18 protein-coding genes, 2 tRNA genes and 1 other RNA gene are annotated in these 22,612 nt (G+C 49.7%); 17 read left to right on the top strand and 4 right to left on the bottom strand.

The window, feature by feature from the left end; genetic code table 11:
* The first annotated feature begins 8 nt into the window (after positions 1-8).
* The 12 genes from hisH to H6750_03085 all read left to right on the top strand — a co-directional run bounded on the left by hisH (position 9) and on the right by H6750_03085 (position 9,006).
* On the top strand, positions 9-632 hold the full coding sequence (hisH, locus tag H6750_03140; protein ID MCB9773305.1) for an imidazole glycerol phosphate synthase subunit HisH: 624 nt from the start codon (positions 9-11) through the stop codon (positions 630-632).
* Positions 629-1,438, top strand: a complete 810-nt coding sequence (locus H6750_03135; protein MCB9773304.1) for a hypothetical protein — start codon at positions 629-631, stop codon at positions 1,436-1,438. The genes hisH and H6750_03135 overlap by 4 nt, the downstream gene beginning before the upstream one ends.
* Before the next feature lie 3 nt (positions 1,439-1,441).
* The gene (gene hisA, locus H6750_03130; GenBank protein ID MCB9773303.1) at positions 1,442-2,188 is read left to right on the top strand and encodes a 1-(5-phosphoribosyl)-5-[(5-phosphoribosylamino)methylideneamino]imidazole-4-carboxamide isomerase; all 747 of its coding nucleotides are present in this window, start codon (positions 1,442-1,444) and stop codon (positions 2,186-2,188) included.
* The gene (gene hisF, locus H6750_03125) at positions 2,182-2,979 is read left to right on the top strand and encodes an imidazole glycerol phosphate synthase subunit HisF (protein ID MCB9773302.1); all 798 of its coding nucleotides are present in this window, start codon (positions 2,182-2,184) and stop codon (positions 2,977-2,979) included. Before hisA ends, hisF begins: the two co-directional genes overlap by 7 nt.
* Before the next feature lie 33 nt (positions 2,980-3,012).
* The gene (locus H6750_03120; protein ID MCB9773301.1) at positions 3,013-3,681 is read left to right on the top strand and encodes a bifunctional phosphoribosyl-AMP cyclohydrolase/phosphoribosyl-ATP diphosphatase HisIE; all 669 of its coding nucleotides are present in this window, start codon (positions 3,013-3,015) and stop codon (positions 3,679-3,681) included.
* A complete protein-coding gene (locus H6750_03115; protein MCB9773300.1) occupies positions 3,674-4,018 on the top strand; it encodes a histidine triad nucleotide-binding protein in 345 nt (114 codons plus the stop codon). The genes H6750_03120 and H6750_03115 overlap by 8 nt, the downstream gene beginning before the upstream one ends.
* A 99-nt stretch (positions 4,019-4,117) precedes the next feature.
* Positions 4,118-5,944, top strand: coding sequence for a DNA primase (locus tag H6750_03110; protein ID MCB9773299.1), 1,827 nt, complete (start codon positions 4,118-4,120; stop codon positions 5,942-5,944).
* A gap of 93 nt (positions 5,945-6,037) precedes the next feature.
* Positions 6,038-6,114, top strand: a tRNA-Ile gene (locus H6750_03105).
* Positions 6,115-6,175: 61 nt separating this feature from the next.
* Positions 6,176-6,904, top strand: coding sequence for a hypothetical protein (locus H6750_03100; protein MCB9773298.1), 729 nt, complete (start codon positions 6,176-6,178; stop codon positions 6,902-6,904).
* A gap of 67 nt (positions 6,905-6,971) precedes the next feature.
* Positions 6,972-7,396, top strand: an RNA gene (gene rnpB, locus H6750_03095) — RNase P RNA component class A.
* A gap of 254 nt (positions 7,397-7,650) precedes the next feature.
* Positions 7,651-7,728, top strand: a tRNA-Glu gene (locus H6750_03090).
* Positions 7,729-8,139: 411 nt separating this feature from the next.
* Entirely contained in the window at positions 8,140-9,006 is an 867-nt protein-coding gene (locus H6750_03085) for an SUMF1/EgtB/PvdO family nonheme iron enzyme (GenBank protein ID MCB9773297.1), read from the top strand.
* Positions 9,007-9,047: 41 nt separating this feature from the next.
* On the opposite strand, the gene H6750_03080 is transcribed toward H6750_03085, so the two are convergent.
* On the bottom strand, positions 9,048-9,395 hold the full coding sequence (locus H6750_03080; protein ID MCB9773296.1) for a cupin domain-containing protein: 348 nt from the start codon (positions 9,393-9,395) through the stop codon (positions 9,048-9,050).
* A 611-nt stretch (positions 9,396-10,006) separates the two neighbouring features.
* Between H6750_03080 and H6750_03075 the strand changes: the two genes are divergently transcribed.
* Positions 10,007-10,912, top strand: coding sequence for a DnaJ domain-containing protein (locus H6750_03075; protein ID MCB9773295.1), 906 nt, complete (start codon positions 10,007-10,009; stop codon positions 10,910-10,912).
* Between the two features lie 533 nt (positions 10,913-11,445).
* Here the strand turns inward: H6750_03075 and H6750_03070 are convergent.
* Entirely contained in the window at positions 11,446-14,979 is a 3,534-nt protein-coding gene (locus H6750_03070) for a vitamin B12-dependent ribonucleotide reductase (protein ID MCB9773294.1), read from the bottom strand.
* Positions 14,980-15,743: 764 nt separating this feature from the next.
* Between H6750_03070 and H6750_03065 the strand changes: the two genes are divergently transcribed.
* Positions 15,744-16,034 carry a hypothetical protein gene (locus H6750_03065; protein ID MCB9773293.1) on the top strand — a complete coding sequence of 97 codons (291 nt, stop codon included), beginning with the start codon at positions 15,744-15,746 and terminating at the stop codon, positions 16,032-16,034.
* A 6-nt stretch (positions 16,035-16,040) separates the two neighbouring features.
* Here the strand turns inward: H6750_03065 and H6750_03060 are convergent, their stop codons facing one another.
* Positions 16,041-17,420: a hypothetical protein gene (locus H6750_03060; GenBank protein MCB9773292.1), complete on the bottom strand. Its 1,380-nt coding sequence runs from the start codon at positions 17,418-17,420 to the stop codon at positions 16,041-16,043.
* 294 nt (positions 17,421-17,714) lie between these two features.
* Here H6750_03060 and mtaB point away from each other — a divergent pair, with 294 nt between their 5' ends.
* From mtaB to H6750_03045, 3 genes are all read left to right on the top strand, one after another.
* Positions 17,715-19,097 (top strand): tRNA (N(6)-L-threonylcarbamoyladenosine(37)-C(2))-methylthiotransferase MtaB, encoded by a 1,383-nt coding sequence (mtaB, locus tag H6750_03055; protein ID MCB9773291.1) that lies wholly within the window; start codon positions 17,715-17,717, stop codon positions 19,095-19,097.
* A 7-nt stretch (positions 19,098-19,104) separates the two neighbouring features.
* Positions 19,105-20,484 carry a tRNA (N6-isopentenyl adenosine(37)-C2)-methylthiotransferase MiaB gene (miaB, locus tag H6750_03050; protein ID MCB9773290.1) on the top strand — a complete coding sequence of 460 codons (1,380 nt, stop codon included), beginning with the start codon at positions 19,105-19,107 and terminating at the stop codon, positions 20,482-20,484.
* A 395-nt stretch (positions 20,485-20,879) separates the two neighbouring features.
* Complete coding sequence (locus H6750_03045) at positions 20,880-21,839, top strand: HDOD domain-containing protein (protein MCB9773289.1); 960 nt, start codon at positions 20,880-20,882, stop codon at positions 21,837-21,839.
* Between the two features lie 213 nt (positions 21,840-22,052).
* On the opposite strand, the gene H6750_03040 is transcribed toward H6750_03045, so the two are convergent.
* A complete protein-coding gene (locus H6750_03040; protein ID MCB9773288.1) occupies positions 22,053-22,565 on the bottom strand; it encodes a hypothetical protein in 513 nt (170 codons plus the stop codon).
* Positions 22,566-22,612: the final 47 nt, after the last annotated feature.

Here is a 22,612-nt window from a genome sequence, read left to right as displayed (position 1 = left end):
GCCAGGACATGATTGCCATTATTGATTATGGGATGGGAAATCTTCGGAGCGTGCAAAAAGGGTTTGAATGTGTGGGCCATGAAGCGGTCGTGACTCGAGCCCCTCTCGTGATTGACCAGGCCAGTCATGTCGTGTTGCCGGGTGTGGGGGCGTTTGGGGATTGCATGGACAATCTGGCTCGCTTTGAGTTGATGGATGTCATATACGGTTCCATCGCTTCGGGAAAACCTTTTCTCGGCATTTGTTTAGGGTATCAATTGCTGTTTTCGGAAAGCGAAGAATTTGGCTATCATCAAGGGTTAGGGATTCTGTCCGGGAAGGTGAAAGCGATTCCCCGTCCGTCTGATGATGCAGGGACCTCGTATAAAATTCCTCATATGGGGTGGAATACGATTCAGATCAACACGGTTGCTCCGCCTTTACGTGGCATTGCCTCCGACTCCTATGTGTATTTCGTGCATTCCTACTATGTGGAACCGACGGACGGTGCTCTCGTCAGTACCCAAACCGACTACGGAATTTCTTTTGCGAGTAGTGTCTGGAAAGACAATGTGTTTGCTACTCAATGGCATCCCGAAAAAAGTCAGGCCGTCGGGTTGCAGCTTTTAAAGAATTTTGGTGATTGGCAATGAGGAGAAGGTGTCTTGCGATCAATGGGCGGTCGAGACCCTTGCCTTCCCGGTTCCTGGTCTTGAGCCTTATCGGGTGGTGGTGTCTCGGAGTGGGATGTGTTCCCCCTAAAGTTCAAATTGAGGCCGCTCCGCAATTTGATCCCTCCCGTATATCCAGTCTCGCTGTCCTTCCTTTTCAGACCATTAAAACCCCTCAATTGGCGAGTAGCTCACGTGGAGGCGTAAGGGATCCTGAAGAAATTCGTACACAATTTCGGTTGCCGGGGACTGATCAGGCGGATGGGACAGAATTCAAAAAAGTTCGTTATGTGGTGCCTGAAACGGCCGCACATCGAATTACGAAGCAAGTGGCTTCTGTGTTGTCCGGCCGGCCTTCCTTGCGGGTGATTGGTCCAGAGGAGTCTTTTTCCGTGGTGGGCGAGGAAAGCTCCGAAAAAGAAATGGCCTTGCCCGTCATGGCCCAAAAGGTCGGAGCTCACTTAAAGGTGGATGGAGTTGTAGCGGGACTCGTCCGGACATATCGTGAGCGTGAAGGGAGCAAGCTTGGAGCCAAGCCGGCCGCAGTAGGGTTTGAAGTGTACCTCATCAGACCGTCTGATGGAATGGTCTTGTGGACCGGGGAGTTTTTTGAGGAACAAAAACCGCTTAACCAGGATGTGGTAGGATTTTTTGAAAAGGGTGGAGGGTTTGTGACTGCCGCTACACTTGCCGAATTGGGTGTCAACAAGGTGATGAAGGCCTTCCCCGTCGGCTTGGGCGAACAGGGGCCTCCGCTTCCTGCTCCATCCCCGAAGGAGAATCCCTAACCGATGCTACTGATTCCTGCAATTGATTTGAAGGACGGGAAATGTGTCCGCTTGCGACAGGGCGAGATGGATCAGGTCACCAGGTATTCCGATGACCCTGCGGCGATGGCGGAACACTGGCAAAGTCTTGGGGCCCGCTACCTTCATGTGGTGGATTTAGACGGGGCCGTGACCGGAACACCTCAGCATCTATCACACATTGAAGCCATTACCAAACGGTTAGCCATTCCCGTGCAGGTGGGTGGGGGCATACGAAACACGTCAACCATTCGCGCCTACTTGTCCTGTGGAGTGGACCGGGTAGTGATTGGGACAGCGGCCCTACAGGATGCTCATTTTTTGGCGGCTGCCGCGACAGAGTTTCCGAATAAAATTTTAATCGGAATTGATGTCAAGCAGGGGTTAGTCGCGGTGCATGGATGGAAGACCGTGTCCAGTCTGACGCCACGGCAGGTCTTTGAATCAGTAAAAGACTTACCCTTGGGCGGCATGGTCTTTACCGACATTTCCCGGGACGGCATGTTGGCAGGACCAAATATTTCATCTCTACGAGAAGCTGTGGACATCTCGCCGTTTCCCGTTATTGCTTCTGGTGGGGTGACGGTCCTGAAGGATGTGCAGACTATTCAGGCCATCGGAAGCAGGATTTCCGGAATTATTATAGGAAAGGCCTTGTATGAAGGCACCTTGGACTTGAAAGCGGCTCTTGAAATGGTGGCCTTGGCAGAAGCCTCTCAAACATCATGCTGACGAAGAGAATCATCCCTTGCCTGGATGTTAAAGACGGGCGAGTAGTGAAAGGGGTTTCATTTGTGAATTTGCGCGATGCGGGAGATCCGGTTCACATTGCGCAGGTGTATGATCGTGAAGGTGCGGACGAGCTGTGTTTTTTGGATATTACCGCTTCACATGAAAAACGGGATACGATTTTAGATGTGGTGATTCGGACGGCGGAGCAGGTGTTTATGCCGCTCACGGTTGGTGGAGGGATCCGGACCATTGAGGATATCCGGCGGTTATTAGAGGCTGGAGCGGACAAGGTCAGCATTAATACCGCTGCTGTGGAACATCCGGACTTCGTAAAAGCCGCAGCCAATCGTTTCGGCTCGCAATGTATCGTCGTGGCTATTGATGCGAAACGGGTGCCCACATGTGAAGGGGGTGAAGCCGGATGGGAAGTCTTTACCCATGGAGGGCGGAACCTGACCGGGCTTGATGCCGTGGAGTGGGCGAAACGGATGAAGGACTATGGTGCCGGAGAGATTCTTTTGACCAGTATGGATCAGGACGGAAAGCAGGACGGCTATGATTTGGCCTTAACGGCGGCCATTTCCGGGTCCGTCTCTATTCCCGTCATTGCCTCCGGAGGCGCGGGCACGCTTCAGCATCTGTATGAGGCGTTCCATGTAGGAAAGGCAGATGCGGTGCTGGCGGCATCTATTTTCCATTATCAAACGTATTCCATCGGACAGGCCAAATCGTATTTGGCTCAACAAGGTATCCCTGTGCGCCCTGGAACCGTCCCAGTCTCAATTGCATAACGGCCAATGAGCGAAGTCTCTTCGATAACCACATTGCAGTTTGATGAACAAGGATTGCTCCCCTGTGTTGTGCAGGATTGGTTGGACGGGACCGTCTTGATGGTGGGGTTCATGAACCAACAGGCATGGGAGATGACGTGCGATTCCCAACGGGTTCATTTCTGGAGTCGATCTCGAAAACGGTTATGGAAAAAAGGCGAGACGTCCGGGCATGAATTGCTTGTGAAGGAAATGTTTGTGGATTGTGATCGGGATACGATTTTGGTGAAAGCCCAGCCCATTGGGCCGACGTGTCATACCGGAACCCGCTCATGTTTTTTTTCTCCTCTACCTTCTTCGACTTCTGAAGAGCCAGCCGCTCTCTTCTCCGGTACGGCCTGGGGAGGTATTTCCCGGCGCCTATATGAAATGGTTGGCGATCGGAAGGCCCACCCGAGCCCTGATTCCTATGTGTCCAAATTAATGGAGGGAGGCCTCGATCGTATGTTGAAAAAGGTGGCGGAAGAGGCCGGCGAAGTCCTTCTCGCTGGGAAAAATGGCGATCGGGAAGAAATTATTTATGAAATGGCAGATTTGTGGTTTCATACCCTCATCATGCTCGGGCATTTTTCCATTCCTCCTGAAGACGTCTATCAAGAGCTTGGCAAGCGATTTGGCAAATCAGGAATTCGACAGGCCGAAGGAGGCTCGACTCATGGGTGATTGTCTTTTTTGTCAAATCGTCAAGGGAGCTATTCCCGCGGACACATTGTATGAGGATGAACACGCGTTCGTGTTTAATGATATCAATCCCCAGGCGAAGGTGCATATGTTGGTAATTCCCAAGCGGCACGTGGTGTCTTTGGATGACACGAAAGAGACAGATGCCGCCTTGTTGGGTCACCTGATGGTCGTCTGTGCCAAGATGGCCCGGCAGCGGGAAATTGCCGATGGCGGATATCGGGTCGTGGCGAATACCGGACCGGGAGCCGGGCAGAGTGTCTTTCATTTGCATTTTCACGTTATGGGCGGACGAACATTTGCGTGGCCTCCAGGGTAAAGCCGGTTTGCCGGGGATAAAGAGTCCCGAGAGTATTTGGTATCCGAAGGGAACGGCATTCGTGATGTGTCCCTAACGCAGTCCGTGGTGAGAAGTGAGATGACAGGCGAAAAACGAGGGGTTCCTCCCGAGATTCTTCAACAAATTCGAGATCGCATTGATATTATTGATCTCATTTCCACATACGTGAGTCTTTCCAAAGCGGGTCAAAACTTTAAAGGGCTGTGTCCCTTCCATTCAGAAAAAACTCCCTCATTTTCGGTCAACCCCGTTCGACAAATGTTTTACTGTTTCGGCTGCAGTGTCGGAGGAGATGCCTTTACCTTTTTGATGAAACAAGAAGGTATGGATTTCATGGAGGCTCTGCGTGAGTTAAGCCAACGGACAGGGGTGCCCCTGCCTGAACGTCGGGAAGCAACGGGGAAGACTTCATCAGGATTATCTCGTGAACGGTATTTTCATTTGTATCAATTGGCCGCATCCTGGTATCACCGCAATCTTCTGGAAATTCCTGAAGCTCAAGTTGCCCGGGATTATTTGGATCAGCGGGGAATTACCAGAAAGTCCTGGAACACATTCCAGTTGGGATTCGTTCCGGATGGATGGAATGGCCTTTCCAAATGGCTGGAACAGCAATCCGTCAAGCCGGAAGAACTTATACAGGCTGGATTGGTCGTGCGGAAAGAGTCTGAGGATGGCGCCAGAATATCCACGTATGATCGCTTTCGCGACCGGGTGATGTTTCCTATTACCGACCCACGTGGTCAGGTGGTGGGGTTTGGGGGTCGGATCCTGAAAGATGGGGCCTCTCCCAAGTATCTCAATTCACCGGAAACCGACTTGTTCTTTAAGGGAAGGTCTCTCTATGGAATGGACAAGGCCAGGCAGTCAGCCACCTCTTCCGGGAAGTTTTATTTGGTAGAAGGGTATTTTGATGTCATTGCTCTCCATCAAAATGGAATTGAAAATGCCGTGGCACCATTGGGAACGGCCTTAACCTCCGATCATGTCCAGATTCTCCGCCGATTGGCCCCGTCGGTGATGCTCGTCTTTGATGGAGATGCCGCAGGGATCAGCGCGGCCTTACGGACGCTTGATTTATTTATGAATTCCGGCATTGAAGTCCGAGTGCTGCTGCTCCCGGCCGGTGAAGATCCTGACACATTTATTCGGAAAAACGGGGTGCCGGCGTTTCGTGAGTTGGAGGGGAAAGCCGCCACGCTACTGGATTTTGCCATCATGTCTGTGTTGAATAAGGCCAAAAATGATTCTATTCAAGATCGAGTCAAGCGGGCGGATGACATTCTTGCGATTCTTCATAAGACTAAAAATCCCATAGAAAAAGAAGAATATCTGAAAGTGGTCTCAGAACGATTGGGTATTCGACCGGAATTACTCCGTAAACGTCTCCCGACTATTTCCCGGCCGATGCATGTCACTCCGTCGGGAAAGGGTAAGGAGCAAGGTGCCACGAACCTGGTTATTCCTCAAGGCAAGCCAGAGGAACGGGATCTTATTGTGTTATTACTCCAAGGTCGCCTGGAACCGAATCAGATTCGTCAACTCGATGAAGGTACCTTTACTGTCCCACTGTATCGCCATATTCTTGGCAAGGCTTTTCAGCATACGGATGCAGATGGGCATGTGAACCTCGATGCCCTGCATGCGGAATTCAGTCAGGATCCGGCTTATGAACCGGTTATTTCCCGGTTGAGCGTGGGGGAATACAATTGTGACGAAATATCTATTCATGTCGCCGGATGTCTCCGTGTTTTAAAGAAAAACCAGATCCAACGCCTCATGGACGAGGTGATTAGGCAACTTAAGGTTGCACAACGGGAAGGGCGCCAGGACCTGGTCGATGCTTTGGTCGCGGAGTCCAATGTGCTTCGTCAGAAAAAGGCCTTATTAACGGCTTCCACCTGAGTTTCCCCCCTTCGAAGGAATAAAATTCGCAGGGGGGGGAGTTTTTCCTGAGCGCCGTTTATGGTAAAAGGGTGTGTGCGCCTTTATGATCTCGGGCCCATAGCTCAGTTGGTTAGAGCGACTGACTCATAATCAGTTGGTCCCAGGTTCAAGTCCTGGTGGGCCCACCATGAGACAGGGCCGGACTTGAGTAACCGGTGAGCAAACATGTCATAGGATATTGAGGATTTTGTGAATTTGCAGTTGCAATACCTGATTAATCTTCAAAAATTTGATCTTCGAATTTTTCAGATTCAAGACCAGTTGCGAAAAGCTCCAGAGCTTCTCAAGTCTGCTGAAACCCCGCTTCAAGATATTCTGGCCAAGCTGCAAGTCCTTAAAAATACCGGTGAATCCCTCGTGAAGCAACGGCGAAGCTCCGAACGGGAACTCGCTACTCAAGAAGAACAACTCCAGAAAATCAGAAATCGGCTTTCTGAATTAAAAACGAACAAAGAATACCAGGCGCATCTGTTTGAAATAGAGTTAGCTCGAAAGAAAAAAGATTCTATCGAGGAGAATGTGCTGGAAATCATGGAGCGGGTGGAACAGAACGAGCAGGCCCTTAAGGAGCTTGAAGAGCAATCCACGGAAGCCCAAAAAGTTTTTGATAGCGAAAAGGCGAGATTGGAGAATCATTTTGCCACTTTAGCGAATGAATTAGCCGATTTGGACCGTCAGCAAACAACACTTTCTCTCCTGGTGGATAAGCCACTCCTGGTTCGATACAACCGCTTAAAGACCTTGAGAAAAGGATATGCCGTCGCCCAGCTTCGTGACGGGGCCTGTGGGGGATGTCAGCTTCAGCTTCCTCCTCAAGTGGTTGCGGAGGTGAAACGCGGTGACGAACTATTGGATTGTTCCTATTGCCACCGCATTCTTTATATGGCTCAGCATCTTGAAGAGGAAACGACCGAATAGCTTTTTCTCGATGTGACGGGCCTCTTGCTTTCATTATTATCTCAACCTACGATAGTTACTGATGGTGCGAGTGGGCCGGGTGGCCGCTCACGGAAATTTTCGTGAGAGGAAAGTCCGGACTCCAAAGGGTAAGGTGCTGGGTAACGCCCAGGCGGAGCAATCCGACACCAGCGCCACAGAAAATATACCGCCAATGGCAAATTCCTTTGTTTTTGCCAGGTAAGGGTGAAATGGTGGGGTAAGAGCCCACCGCGCCTGTGGTGACACAGGTGGCAGGGTAAGCGTCACCTGGAGCAAAACCAAATAGGGGAACGATCCCCGGTTTGTCGAAGGAAGCGATTTCTTCCCGAACTGGGAGAGAGACCGGCCCGGTCGAGGTTCTCGGGTAGGTTGCTTGAAGCCTAGGGTAATCTAGGTTCCAGAGAAATGGTCACCACTGGATGAAATTTGTTTCATCTAGTACAGAATCCGGCTTACAGGCCCACTCCTTCACCATCTTTACTGATTTGTGTATGCCCGCAATTATGGGGGGTCTCCTCACGGGGTGTCGAGGCGTTCTCCGGGAGATCCCACAAATGGGAGGCAAAGCTACAGTCGGAGCCACGTCCTGCGTTGTGAGCGGATAGTATTCAGAGAGTTGAGAATAACTTCATGGTTTGACTCGTGTTTTCTCCATTGATAGAATGCCGGGTCCATCGCTTCCGTGTTTATCATACAAAGGCCTAATACACATCCTGATTTACTGCGTCCCCATCGTCTAGCCTGGCCTAGGACGCCGGCCTTTCAAGCCGGCAACACGGGTTCGAATCCCGTTGGGGACGCCATAGCTTAAGCCGTTGAAGGTTTCTTCAACGGCTTTTTTTTTAATTTTTAATCATTACTTGTGATTGATTACAGAGAAGGTAGTAGGTCTTTAAAGGAAATCGACTAAGGCCTCTTCACTCGTTCGGTTAAGTTCGATATGGTAAACATAACAAGCGTACTTTTTTGCGGCCTGTCGAATCTTACTCTACTGTTTGAGGGAGGCATTTCTTTTGGTTGTCATATAATTGTTGTAAATGCGCATCATCCAAGAGTCGTCATTGAATCCGGTCAAATGGTATTTGACGGGCGGAGATATTGCCGATACCTAAGTGTGTTTGATGATTAATTCCGATTCCAGTGGGTATTTGGCGGTGGAATGTGACGCGTATGGCAGACAAGCATTTAATTATTCAAATTTCTGGCGAGGTGTTATGACGCACATATGGTTAATGGTCATACTGGCTGTATTCTCCATTTTCAATGGTTTGAGCGGGACGACTTTGGCTCAAGAATCCAATGCAGGAAATTCCTGGCTGGATGCTCCGGTGCAAGATGATGGACCGCCGGGTTCAATGGTGCTGATTCCTGAAGGAGAATTTCTCATGGGAGATAATGACGGCCCTCGAAACGAACGACCGGAACATACCGTTTGGCTGGATGCCTATTCTATTGATCGGTACGAAGTGACCATGGCGGAATATCAGAAATTATTAGATGCCGATTACAGCATTGAACCGCCACCGCTGTGGGATGACAGTGTTGCTTCTGGAGAATTAGGGATTCGACCGGCTGTGGGTATTTCCTGGAACGATGCCAATCGGTATTGTCAGTGGGTGGAAAAACGCCTGCCCACGGAGGCCGAATGGGAGAAAGCCGCTCGGGGTACAGATGGGCGAAGGTATCCATGGGGGCACATGCAGCCATTTGTGGATATCGCCAACTATAATCAGGGGACGACTGGGTGGGTCAGCTATAAATTGACGCTTTCCCCGGTCACCAGTGGGACCAGGGGCATGAGTATTCGTCACGGGTTGAAGCAGGGTGGAAAAAGTGCCTATGGCTTGTACCATATGGCCGGAAACGCGGCTGAATGGGTCAATGATTGGTACGAACGTTTTTATTATGAAGAAAGCCCGAAAAAGAATCCTCAAGGGCCGGCGGAAGGCGATTATAAAGTATTGCGCGGGGGATCGTGGGAAGACCAGCCGGTAAACTTGCGGGTGACCGCCCGCTCCAAAGGGGAAGTTGATTTTCAGGACCTGACCACAGGATTCCGTTGTGCCAAAGATGCGAAGTGACGGTGAGGCTACTCGTAAAAGTGGCCAAATCCGGTCAAACTCTATAGTGGGGTATGGATGAGATCGCGATTTGACTCGACCGGTTGGGGTGGAGCGGAAGGCGACCGTTTTTGCCCATAGAGCCAACGAGCGGTTGTGCCCCCAATATTACGAATAGTGTAAGGCGCACGACTGGGAATCAGAACTTCTTTTCCCACAGATGTCTGAATCCGCTCTCCTGCTATTTCTAATTCCAATTCTCCTGACATTGCCATAAATATTTCTTCCAAATCCTGGGTGGCGGCTCTCCATTCACGTCCGGCATGATCAATCCACACCCCACAGGAAAATCCGCGAGCATGCCAATTTTTTGCAACGATTGCGCGGTCGATGATGGGACGGCTTTCCATGATAGGCCTCTTAAAAAATAAAAAACCTTATAAAAAAAATCCAATGAATAAGCTGATGAGCGTCGAAAATTGGCCTTGACTTCTATTGAGGACGAAACACTGAGATGAACAAGACTGGCAGGGAAATACACCAATCACTCTAACTGAAGGAAAGCCAGAGAAAATCACCAGCAGTGCATTCATGGGGGTAGAGTAAAGAGAATGTAAGGGAGTTAAATTTTTATGAATGCGACCTCTTATATAGAGGGGAAATATCTCTGTCAATGTCACAATTTGTGGAAAAGGTGTGAACGGTGGTGGATAATTTTGCTGTGAATTCACAATGCCCTTTGCGAAAAGGGAATTTACGATGTGAATTCTGGGGATAAATATTTTTTTAAAGGCTTTGGGACATGAGATTGAGGAATACCAAATAACATGTATGGTTGATGTAGGAGGTAAGTGGTAACCAATTCTCCTGGCTCGCAACAGCATGACATCTGCAGTATTTGGAAAATTTTTGGCTGATTTCCTATATCTGACAACAGAATCTCTGGTGTGGAACCCTGTCCTTCGCGTATATTTTTACGCGACTATGGTCCGTATCGAGGATGAACCCTTAGAACAACAACATGATTGACGGATTGAACTATTACCAAATTCTGGGTATTCCTGAAGATGCACTCCTGAAGGAAGTTCAGAGCGCATGGCGGAAGTTTGTCAAAGAAAATCATGAGGACGTCGTCCCACAATCAGAACGACAGGCCGCCAAGGAAAGGATGATCAGAATCAACGAAGCCTATGCCGTGCTCAGTCACGAAGAAAAACGGGCTGATTACGATAACGGGTATATGCTGAATGGCGGGTCAAAAATTGAACTTGTCAGGAGTCGCGTCCGCAGAGCCAAAGACATCATTCTCCGGGATCGATCGCTCGTTACCAGAGAAGAGATTAAGCTGATCGAATCCATTATCGATTATCTTGATCGAAGCACCCAGGAAAGGTGTTTTGTCTGGATGACAGATATCTTATGCGAACGTCCGGAAATGGCTAAGCATGTCGTGACGTCGGCGTTTGATGAGCAACTGTTGGGGGGCACTAGCCATTTACTCGACAGGCTCTTAGAAAAAGCGCCATACGCTATCACATGGGAAAAAATCTACCTGTATGGAGAAGAGATCCTCGGGATTACAGGAAAGGAAAACAAAGAACGAAATTACAACCAACTGGCCCGTATCTTGTGTCACCGGCTTGATTTGGCGAAACACTTTGTGTACCCGTCATTTCAGGAGCAAGCTTCCGGTTGTGAAAGCTGCCTGCTGCCAACATTACTGAAAGTGGCCCCAAATGAAATCACGCAGGATCGTTTTAATGATTATATTGATACGGTTCACAGCATGCGATGGATAGTTTACGGCCAGCTGAGAAGCTATAACGAGCAGGCCGTTTCATGGATACTGAAGGCCCGGCCCGATCTCGTCAGAAAGCCGGAAGAGAAACCAGCACCGAAGGAGTTGCCCCTTCCCTTGCGGTCATGAGCTTAGGGTCTAATCCGTATTGTTCGTAATTAAAGAGCGGCCTTGTCTGCTATTCTCATCTTGGCCCGGTCCATTCTAAAGATTCCCTTCTTCGTTAGTTACATATCCATCAAAAGACCAATCTCAAATTAGGTTTGGCAAGCTCTTTTTGTCATATCTGAGCTAATTGCATCTCCCCACATAGAATTTGTGTCAAGCCGATTAAAACTTTTTGAAATCCGATAAAATCTGGGGTAGCGCCTAGTTTAGACATGACTTCTTCAAGGGAGAACCAATTTGTAAAGATTGTTAGATAGCTATGTTTTTACACGCCGGACTTTTTCCTAGGTTCAATAAATTTGGTCGAGTTCTCAAAGGTATAGAAATAGAAATTCTCATTCCCATCTTCCAGACTGATCTACGAGAAAAAGGCCACGTCCTCTGAAGAAGGGGTTCTTCAGAAGAATCGTGGCCTTTTTCAATCTCAAAAAATTTTAGTGGCTAATAGCTCAAAAACCAAGAGAAGGCGAAAACAGATGAATAAGGGTATCCTTTTACGAACATCCGTTGGTAGATCCGCAGTTGTCACACTTCAAGCAGGTTCCGTTCCTTACCATCTTAAATTGCTTGCATTCCGGACAGGGATCGCCTTCATAGCCTTTTTGGCGGGCTTCCTGTACTTCCGTGATGGTGAGGGTCTCGCGTTTCATTTCCAGTTTCCTGGCGACTTTCCCGTGCTCTCCGTTCTTTCCTGCCCCGTTTCCTACGGGCTTCCGGGAGGGAAACACTTCGGGACTGATTGAGGTTGAGCTGAGTGAGCGTGGGTCCACTAAGCCTTCTTCGCCATCATCCGGCATATCCGTTTCCTTCTTGAGTGCATCCACGCGAAGATCTTCAGGGGCGACTTGTTCCAAATCGTGCCGGTCCAGGTAGGTGATCGCCAGTTCGCGGAAAATGTAGTCGATGATCGATGTGGACATTTTGATATGGTCGTTGAGCTTGACGGGTCCGTTTGGCTCAAATCGAGTGAACACAAATGCGTCCACATATTCCTCAAGAGGTACGCCATGTTGGAATCCCAGGGAAATCGCAATGGCGAAACAGTTCATCAGACTTCGGAATGCGGCCCCTTCCTTATGCATATCCAGAAATATTTCGCCCAGAGTTCCATCTTCATATTCGCCGGTTCGGAGGTAGATTTTGTGACCACCGACAATCGCCTTTTGGGTATACCCGCCTCGACGGGTCGGTAAGGGACGGCGTTTCGCCAGATAACGGACCAGGACACGTGAGGCCGCTTGTTTTGCCACGGAGGCGATGTGCTCGTTCTGGGCGGATAAATCGCCCCATTCACTCACCGTATTGAGCGGTTGGCTCAGTTTCGATCCATCCCGGTACAGGGCTACGGCTTTGACCATGGAAGTCCAGGACAGCATATAGGCCTCCTTCACGGAATCCACGGACGCCTCTGCCGGCATATTGATGGTTTTGCTGATGGCTCCGCTGATGAAAGGCTGGGCGGCTGCCATCATCCGGATGTGGGCCGGCGGAGAAATAAATCGTTGTCCAATGCGTCCGCACCGGTTGGCGCAATCAAACACTGACAAATGCTCAGGTTTGAGATGCGGTGCGCCTTCGACGGTCATGGTGCCACAGCAAAAATCCGTTGCGGCAAGAATTTCTTCCTGAGTAAAACCGAGGATTTTGAGAATATTTAATTGAGGACTCTGCAGCTGAGATTCGGTCAGGCCTAGTTTTTCTCGACAAAATTCCTCAGTGAGGGTCCATTTGTTAAACGCAAAATGAATATCAAAAGCTCCGTCCAGCGTGGCCTCCATGCGTTCCAGCACTTCGCGATCGAATCCCTTGGCCAGCAACGTGTCATGGTTGATAAAGGGGGCCTGTTTGAGCGTTCGAGTTCCCGTCGCATAGGTGATGATATCTTGAATCTGGCTTGTGCTGTATCCAAGATGCCGTAACGCGGGAGGAAGGCTTTGATTGATAATTTTGAAGTAGCCACCACCGGCCAGTTTCTTGAATTTCACCAGAGCGAAATCCGGTTCGATGCCGGTGGTATCGCAATCCATGACCAATCCGATTGTGCCGGTCGGGGCGATCACCGTGGCTTGTGCATTGCGATAGCCGTGCTGTTCACCAAGTGCTAATGCCCGGTCCCAGGATTGTTGCGCCGCTTTCAAAAGGTCTGAGGGGCATTGATCCGGCTGAATGGCCATCGGCGGGATGGAGAGGCCTTCATATTCCTCTGGAGGAGCATTGTAGGCCGCGCGTCGATGATTACGTATGACTCGCAGCATAGCTTCGGCATTGCGCGGATAAGCATTGAAATGCCCCAATTCACCGGCCATTTCCGCAGACGTGGCATAGGACTCACCCGTCATCAGGGACGTAATGGCACCACACCAGGCAAGGGCTTCTGGAGAATCGTAGGGAATTCCGATTTTCATCAGAATGGATCCCAGGTTGGCATAGCCAAGGCCAAGGGTCCGGAAAGCATAACTTTTTTCAGCGATCGCCCGGCTGGGGAATCCCGCCATTAGCACGCTGATTTCCAGGACAATCGTCCACAACCGTACGGCATGTCGAAATCCTTCAATGTCAAACTGCCCCTCCGTATTCAGGAACCGGCCTAAATTGAGTGAGGCCAAGTTGCACGCCGTATCATCCAAGAACATATATTCGCTGCAAGGATTCGAGGCGTTAATCCGTCCATCCTGGGGACACGTGTGCCACTCGTTAATGGTGGTGTCGTATTGCACGCCTGGATCGGCACAAATCCAGGCGGCCCAGGCAATTCGATCCCACAAGTCTTTGGCCGGGATGGTCTTGCATACGGAACCGTCGGTGCGTCGGGTCAACTTCCAATCCCCTCCTGCTTGAAGGGCGTCAAGAAACTCATTGGGAATCCTGATGCTATTATTGGAGTTTTGTCCGGACACGGTTTGGTAGGCTTTGCTATCCCAGTTCGTGTCATATTCATGGAACACAAAATGGGTAAATCCTTCCTGGGCATAGTGAAACATCCGTTGAATGTACGGCTCAGGAACCGATGCTTCCCTTGCGGCCTGGATGGCCTCACGTAACGACGGATTGTCCCGAGGGTTGGTCTCGATTTGAGTGCTTCCGTCCTGGCGGGAAACATGACAGGCCTTTAACACGGCATTTAAATGGCGCGCGCAAATTTTTGATCCCGTGACCATGGCGGCCACTTTTTGTTCTTCAATGACTTTCCAATCGATAAATTCTTCAATGTCCGGGTGATCCAAATCCAGACAGACCATTTTTGCAGCCCTGCGGGTGGTTCCTCCGGATTTGATGGCTCCGGCCGCCCGGTCGCCGATTTTCAAGAAGGACATCAGTCCTGAGGAGCGGCCTCCTCCGGATAACGATTCTCCATCTGCTCGTAGCCTGGAAAAATTGGTACCGGTGCCTGACCCGTATTTGAAAAGGCGGGCTTCCCGAACCCACAGATCCATAATCCCGCCTTCATTCACCAAATCATCAGATATCGATTGGATAAAGCAGGCATGGACTTGAGGGCGCTCATATGCATTGCGGGCTTGTTTGACCCGATGGGTATTCGGGTCTACGTAGAAATGTCCTTGTGAAGGTCCTGACAGGCCGTAGGCAAAGTGCAGTCCGGTATTGAACCATTGGGGAGAGTTCGGAGCGGCCATTTGCCAGGCCAACATATAGCTGAGTTCGTCTTTAAAGGTTTCAGCATCTTCAGGCGTATCAAAGTAGTGATGGGTCTTGCCCCATTCCGTCCAGCAACCGGCTAGTCGATGGAACACCTGCCTGGCATCCCGTTCCCCCCCTAGAATAGTGTCGCCTTTTTCATTGAGGAGGGGTTGTCCTTGGTCGTCAAATTGGGGAACTCCGGCTTTGCGAAAATATTTTTGGGCTAAAATATCGACCGCTAATTGAGACCAATGTTCCGGGGCCAGAATGTTGTCTTGATGAAACACGGCCGAGCCATCCGGATTCCGGATTTCTGATGATCGGTGTGAGAAGGGAATGGTTTGATACGGGCTTTCACCGGTTTTTGTGAATCGACGGTCAATTTTCATGTAGGACTCCTTTGGAAGAGACTGCAAACCTGAGGGGTAATTCTTCGGTCATTTTTTCCGCCTCATCTGGCATCCCTGCCTTCCAAGAGAGCACATTGGAATTGCGCCTCTCCACTGCCTGGTATTCTCTCAGGGAGCCTGGAGTTCATACAACAAGCAGTGGAACCAGAAGCCATCAATGCAGCGAATCGGCGAATGAATGGCCTCTAGCAGGAAAGAATGGGCATATGCCAAATGCCTGCACACATCAGAAAAATAGGAAAAAATAAAACCGGAAGAAATAATTGGTATAAACCAATGGCCCACAATCTATAGCGGATCGAAAAAAATGTCAATACTAAATGTTGTGACTAGTGACTCATAGATGGGGATTTCTGTGCAGAACATGTGAGTTCAAAAAACCTAATATTTCGTGCGGAGTTCTGAATAAATTTTCAGGGTTATCAACAGTCTGAAATTTTCATCCAACAAGTTATGCACATAAATATGACCCTACATGAAAAAATTTTTAGAAAAATGTCAGGTTGCGGTTTGAAATTTTCAGGATAATTCCTCCAACAATAAATGGTCTGAAACTTTATGGAGGAGAAATCTGTTCAGTGTGTCGGTGTGAAAGACGTCAGGAGGCAATCGATAGGACGTCCCTTGGAGAATTTTTTGATTTGCGCCGGTCTCTTATGCCACGTTAGAGCTTGTCGCAGGTGGACCGGATAGGGTCCTTACGGAGGCCGGAAAAAACTATTTTTTGAAGAAGGAGCCAAATCATGTATGTGTGGAGTAAACCCTTGGTTCTTGGATTAGTGCTGGCGTTGGTCTTGTTGGAGGGAATGTTTTTCTTCCTGATCGGCGGGGAGGGGGAAAGCCAGTTACATGTCCGGACGACTCAATGGATTACGGCCAATTATGTGTTGTTAATGATTTGGATCTTTGTCTGGATGTATGATCAAGCGAGGGTGAGAGGGAAAAATGTGTGGTTATGGGTCTTGCCTTATGTCTTCTTTCCGCTTCCGACCCTGGCATTTTTTATATTCAGGCTTCAGCGACGGATTGTCTGAGTCGATTTACCCGATAATCACCCGGGCCTTGGCATAACGATAAGGTTTGCTGACTGCCGTTTTCACGGCAAATAACCCGATCATTAACGGCCCGAACCGCCCCAATAGCATGGACAGCATAATCATCACTTTTCCAAAGTCGGTAAAGAGAGCCGATAAGCTCAGTGTTTCACCGTTTCCTAAGGACATTCCTACAATCCCCATGGCTGAGGTGATTTCGAACATCAGAAATAAAAATGGTTGGGATTCGGTCGAATCCAACAGGAGGGTCATGCCGGTAATCATGACAATGGCCAGGACGGTGAAGCAAAGGGCTCGGGTAATGAGGTCCTGGGGTATTCGCCGGTTAAAGACCTCGACGTCCGGATCCCGACGAAGCATGTTTAGGATGGTCAGAAATACGATAGCAGCAGTGGTCGTTTTGAGGCCACCCGCCATACTTCCGGGTGATCCTCCGATGGCCATCAATAATAACAGGAAATAGAGGGTGGCATCGCGCATGTCGACGATATCGATGGATGTGAACCCTGCGGTACGGGAAACGGAGTGAAAATAGGAAATCGTCAGCTTTTTCCCGATGGAGGCGGATTGGAATGTGGCGGGATTGTTCCACTCCAATATGGTAATGCCTATGGTTCCTCCCACGATAAGCAAGGTGGTGGTGACCAGCACCAATTTGGTATGGGTCTGTAAACGAAAGCGTTGCCCACGAAGATTGCCCAGAAGATCTTCAAAGACAAAAAACCCGATGCTTCCGAAAATCACCAAAATGGTGATGATTCCATTGATGGTCCAGTCTGTTTGAAAGGACTTGAAGCTATCGGAAAAAAGGGCAAACCCGGCATTATTAAATGCCGAAATGGAATGGAATATCCCGTAATAGGCGGCGGTTCCCCAAGGCAAATCGACGGCAAAGCGAAGCGTGAGCAACACCGCGCCAAGGCCCTCTAAGCCGAAAGTAATCATGGCCACCAGCTTCACGAACCGGACCAATCCCTGTAAATCCATCGTATTCATGGATTCGCTGAGCATCATACGGTCTCGCAACCCGAGTCGACGCCCTAGAATGAGTAAGATCATCGTGGCCATCAAGGCGTATCCTAATCCTCCAATCTGAATTAATCCGAGAACCACGCCTTGCCCGAACAAGGTGAAATCCTGAGGAGTATCCACGACGATGAGACCCGTCACGCAGACTGCAGAGGTTGCCGTAAAGAGCGCGTCAAGGAATGAAATGTTCACTCCGGGATGAGTGGCGAATGGAAGCATGAGCAGGCAGGCACCGAAGAGAATGAGCCCGAGGGCGGCTAATGCGACAATCTGGCCCGGTAATAACCGAAAGCCGACAAAACGAGCTATCAGGAGTCTTCCGAAACCGTCAGTCATTGCTTGAGGGGAGAGGGTACGATTGAACTTGGATCAGGACAGGCGCAGAGGGTCATTGTGTTCGAACCAACGGAACTGCCAAGCTGTGGTCCATATCCAAGCACAGGCCTTTTGTCATAAAAAAAGAAGTGGGCGGGAGATAAGATAGAACGACGATACAGACCTTTAGGGCCATCCCCGAATGTGACCGGCTACATCTAGGATAGAAAAAATATTAGCATGTTCAACCGGCAATGGAAACCTGGTTTCCCCTGCCTTGTTGTGTGGAAAGGCCTTCTTTATAATACTTCGCCTATGAATTCTGAGGATTTCCAACAACCCCAACCACGTGTCACGTTATATACGTTAGGGTGTCGACTCAACCAGGCTGAAACGGCTCTACTGAAAGACGGGTTTCAGCAAAGCGGGTTTATCCCGGTAGAGTTTGGCCGGGAAACGGATGTTTTTGTGATCAATACCTGCACGGTCACGGAAGGGGCTGAGGTGGATTGTCGACGAATCGTTCGCCAGGTCCTCCGTCATTCCCCACATGCCTTTGTCGCTGTTACCGGGTGTTATGCCCAGACCGGCTTGGAAGCGCTTCGTCGCATGGCCGATATTGACCTCATTGTCGGCAATCAATTCAAAATGAAGCTGCCTGAGATCATTCCGCCTTTTCCCCAGCTTAAAAAACAACCTGTGCCGGTGGTGCATCATGGACGGATTGATCCTGAGAATTTTTCGATAGAAGGCGTTGGAGCCTATTCGACGACTCGCGCAAATTTAAAAATTCAGGACGGGTGTCAGTTTATGTGTTCGTTTTGTCTGATTCCTTTTGCCAGAGGACGGGAGCGGAGTCGGTTTCTGGAGGATGCGGTTTGTGAGGCCGAGTTGTTGGTGGAAAGGGGGCATCGGGAGTTAGTGCTGACGGGAGTTAACATCGGGCAATACCGTGATGGAGCTGCCGATCTCCTGGCGCTCATTCAACGCTTTGAAGCTATTCAAGGCCTGGAGCGGATTCGTATTTCCTCTATTGAACCCACCACGGTTTCTGAGAGCCTCCTGGACTATATGAGTAGTTCCACGAAGCTGTGCCGGCATTTACATGTTCCCTTACAGAGTGGTGACGATCGTATATTGCAGGCCATGAATCGACGGTATTCCGTTCGAGAGTACCAGGAGGCCATGGAATCAGCGCTGAAACGAATTCCAGACCTGTGTTTCGGCACGGATGTGCTGGTGGGATTTCCTGGAGAGGGCCCACGAGAATTTGCGAATACGGAAGCGGTGATCAGGGATTTTCCTTTTGCGTATTTGCATGTGTTCAGTTACTCGCCTCGGCCCGGTACGGCTTCCACCAAATTACCGCATCCCGTGTCTCCCGTTACGACGAAAGAGCGGAGTCGATCTTTGCGGGAAATGTCTGATCACAAGCGAATGGCGTTCCAGCAGCGGTTTGTAGGGCGACGGGTCTCGGTGTTATTTGAAGCAGCGGAAACCGACGGGTGTTGGCCGGGGCTCACGGATAATTTTCTTCGTGTCACCGTTCGTTCTCCACATCCGCTTCGGAATACTATTCAGCCGGTTGTCGTGACCGGCATGATGTCGGATACCACGTTGGGACTGTTGGAGCCAACCTCTGAAAGTCCTCCGCCGGTCCAGAATCTTTCTGCTTCTTCACTCGTGTGCGTTTCATAGGAGGGTGATGCTTGTGAGCGGACCCCCTTTACTCCTCCCGACCAGCCTGAAGGCCAGAACCCGTTCCCCTGGTAAAGGTGGCTATCAGGTGTATATGGAGACCTTTGGGTGTCAGATGAATGAATATGATTCGGAAATCGTTCGGTCGCTGTTAAAAACCCGAGGATTTGAATTTACGCCGCATGATGATGAAGCCGATGTGATCCTGTTTAACACCTGTGCCATTCGTGAGAATGCACATAATCGTGTGTATGGCCATTTAGCCCGCTATACCAATAGAAAGCAAGAACGTGGCTTGATCATCGGGGTTTTAGGCTGTATGGCGCAGAATCTGAAGAAAGAGCTGATGGATACCCGATCGTTCATTGATGTGCTGGTCGGGCCGGATGGGTACCGGCGACTGCCCGATCTTCTTATCGATGCGCTGGAGCATCGTAAGCGAGGGTTGGCCGTTGATCTGTCCGAATACGAAACGTATGCCCATATCGTCCCGGACCGGCCGGATGGAATTAATGGATGGATCGCCGTCATGCGGGGCTGTGATAATTTCTGCTCCTTTTGCGTGGTGCCCTATACGCGAGGCCGAGAACGCTCTCGGGACCCAGAGGGAATCATTCAGGAAGCCCATCAATTGGTCAGTCAGGGGGTTCGGCAAATCACGCTATTGGGACAAAATGTCAATTCCTACCGGTCGGGGGAATGGGATTTTGCCCGACTGCTAGTCGCCGTTGGAGATGTCCCTGGGATTCAGCGTGTGCGGTTTATGTCTCCCCATCCTAAAGATTTTCCTCCTGCCCTGCTTGAAGCCGTTGCGGAGCATCCCCACATCTGTAAGACGATTCATTTGCCGCTGCAATCGGCGAATGATCGAATTCTGGAACGTATGGGGCGGGGTTACACACAACGGGAGTACCGTAAGCTGGTTGAGGCCATCCGAAAGAAAGGTCCTCTTGTTTTGACCACCGATATCATCTGTGGATTTTGTGGAGAAACCGATGAGGAGTTCCAGGAGACCTTTCGTCTTATGCAAGAGGTGGGATATCAGGCGGCGTTCGTATTCAAATATTCTGAACGAAAACACACAATTGCGGCCAGAAAATTTGTGGACGATGTTCCTGAGCAGGTGAAGGGATACAGGACCAACCAGATCGTGGAGTTGCAAAAAAAAATTTCCCTTTCAAAAAACCAAGAACTTATCGGCACCACGGTGGAGGTTATGCTGGAAGGGCATTCCAAAAAATCCGACCTTCAATGGATGGGCCATAGCGACCACAATGTGACTGTTGTCTGGCCCAAGGATGACGAAGCCCGTCAACCAGGAGACCTTGTGCCCGTTCTTGTTATGGATGCCTCGCCTTCGACCCTTTATGGGCATGTCCAATCCTGATGGATTCCGTGTGTTCCAGAAGGCAAATATTCTTAACCCCGCCCTCCATCCATAAATCTTCGATTTTCCTGCCATTCCCTGAGCTCGGCTCTTCCTAACTTGCCTCTTTTCCCCGGTTGAGGCCGTGTTTCCGGTGGAGAAATCCGTCAAGCCGTGAGCTGGTTTCTACCTCAAGTCAGGTACTCATTGTCCGATAAAACCTTTGAATACTTGTGGATTTCCGGTCGTATGCCGGAAGGAATTGCCCTTCAACTTCCCGGTGCACATTAGGAAACGAATTCCCTATCCAATCGTCCTATGAAGACAAGCCTATACGGTGATAAACCTGGATGATTGGCTTTCCAAGAAATGCTGTTTTGGGAAACGGTGATACAAGGCATGAGGTTTGACGAATAATGGACCCCCAGATTCTGCAGCGTATAAAAAATTGCAAAACCCTCCCGGCCATTCCCGCGTTGCCTCTGCAAGTCCTCCAACTGTGTCGGGATGAGAGGACGACCGCCCAACGCATTGGTGACGTCATTAGCAAAGACCCGTCCTTTGTCGCCAAGCTCTTGAATGTGGCGAATTCCAGTTTTTATGGGGGCAGTCGACATAAAGTGACGACGGTCACCCATGCAGTGACTTTATTGGGGATGAATTCTATTGCTACGTTAGCGTTTTGCTTTTCGTTATATCGGGACTTACGAAAAAAAGGTGGTGGTGCGTTTGATCATACCCACTTTTGGCATCGATGTATTTTGGCGAGTTTGGCCGCAAAGATTTTGGCCAAGCGCGTTCGGGTGGCAAACGAAGAAGAGGTGTTCCTCGCCGGATTATTGCAGGACTTGGGCGTATTGGTGATGAGCGAGGCGTTAGGCATGGAATATGGGTTGCTTTATAAAAAAGCTGCGCAGGATCATCAGGCACTTCAGGCGTTGGAACAAGATCGGTGGAAAACGGATCATTGCGAGATTGGGGCATGGTTGGCGGAGACGTGGGAATTGCCTGAATTATTGCGAGAATCCGTCAAGGGGAGTCATGACCCTTCCTTGGCGTCAGGGAGCGATGATGTTTCCCGGTTAACTATTCAATGCGTGGCCTTGTCGGGGCGGTTAGCCGATATGTGGTGCCACCAACAGCCCGAGGTGGCTATTCAATCGGCCATTCAATTATCAAAGGAGCTTTTGCAAATTGAACCTGACGGACTTGTGGAAGTGGCCAAACAAATTGCTGACGGAATCCCCGACATGTCCAGTTTTTTTCAGATCAGCCTGGGTAAACCCGAAGACATTCAAAAAGTATTGGGGCATCTTATACAAATTGTAACGGGCATCTCTCTACCAGAAAATTCAGAACCCATCCCTGCCATTTAAAATCAGTGGTTCCTCCGGTTTTTCCCCTCCGTGTCTCCCAGCATCTTACGGATATCGCTTTAGTTGGCCGAATGGATTTGCGCGCGACTGCTTCGCGTTAGAGGAATGGCGGAAAAAGTCCTTTGATTCATGGGGAAATGCCGAGGATCTGACCTATGAGGTTTGAAGGCACAAGGTGACAGACGTTCGCGAAAGCGTCGAGGAAAAAAGAATTTATCCACTCAGAGGAACTGACAGGATTGAGGCCCAGTCCATGGGATGTTCGCTCTTGGCATGGATAAGATGGATCGTGTCGACTGCGAAGTTGAGGGATAATGCTTGAGGCAAGGTGGACGTGATTTTGTGTTTCAGTTCCAGGGGATAATGACCATACAGGAGACTGAGATGGGGCATAAAGGGGTTAGGTGACTTACGGAACAGTTTTTTGGCCAGTTCATGCGCATTCATGAGTGCCGGTGTTTCCTGAGTCTTTAAAAACACGCATTGAAAGAACTGGTCACCATAGGCCGGTTCGGCCAGAAAAATATCAAAAGGTGCAAGTGATTCTCCGAGATTTACGCATTGAAAAGAAATAGCCTCCTCTGTTCCTGGAAGAGAGCCCAGGAGCGTTACATGCGGGTCGAAGACTGGAGCGTGATACGCTTTGCTCAAGTCGGTAATGGTCTTCATGAGAATGTCGTAGGCCGGACCGGTAGGTTTCAGCCAAATGTGATAGGTGCTTGCCATGTGCACCCTTCAAATTTGTCGGGAAATGCATGAATAACGCATTCTTA

This window comes from Nitrospiraceae bacterium, from assembly GCA_020632595.1.
Classification (GTDB): Bacteria; Nitrospirota; Nitrospiria; order Nitrospirales; family UBA8639; genus Nitrospira_E.
The sequence above is the reverse complement of the archived record's forward strand: the minus strand, read 5'-3'. Positions and strand labels throughout refer to the sequence as shown.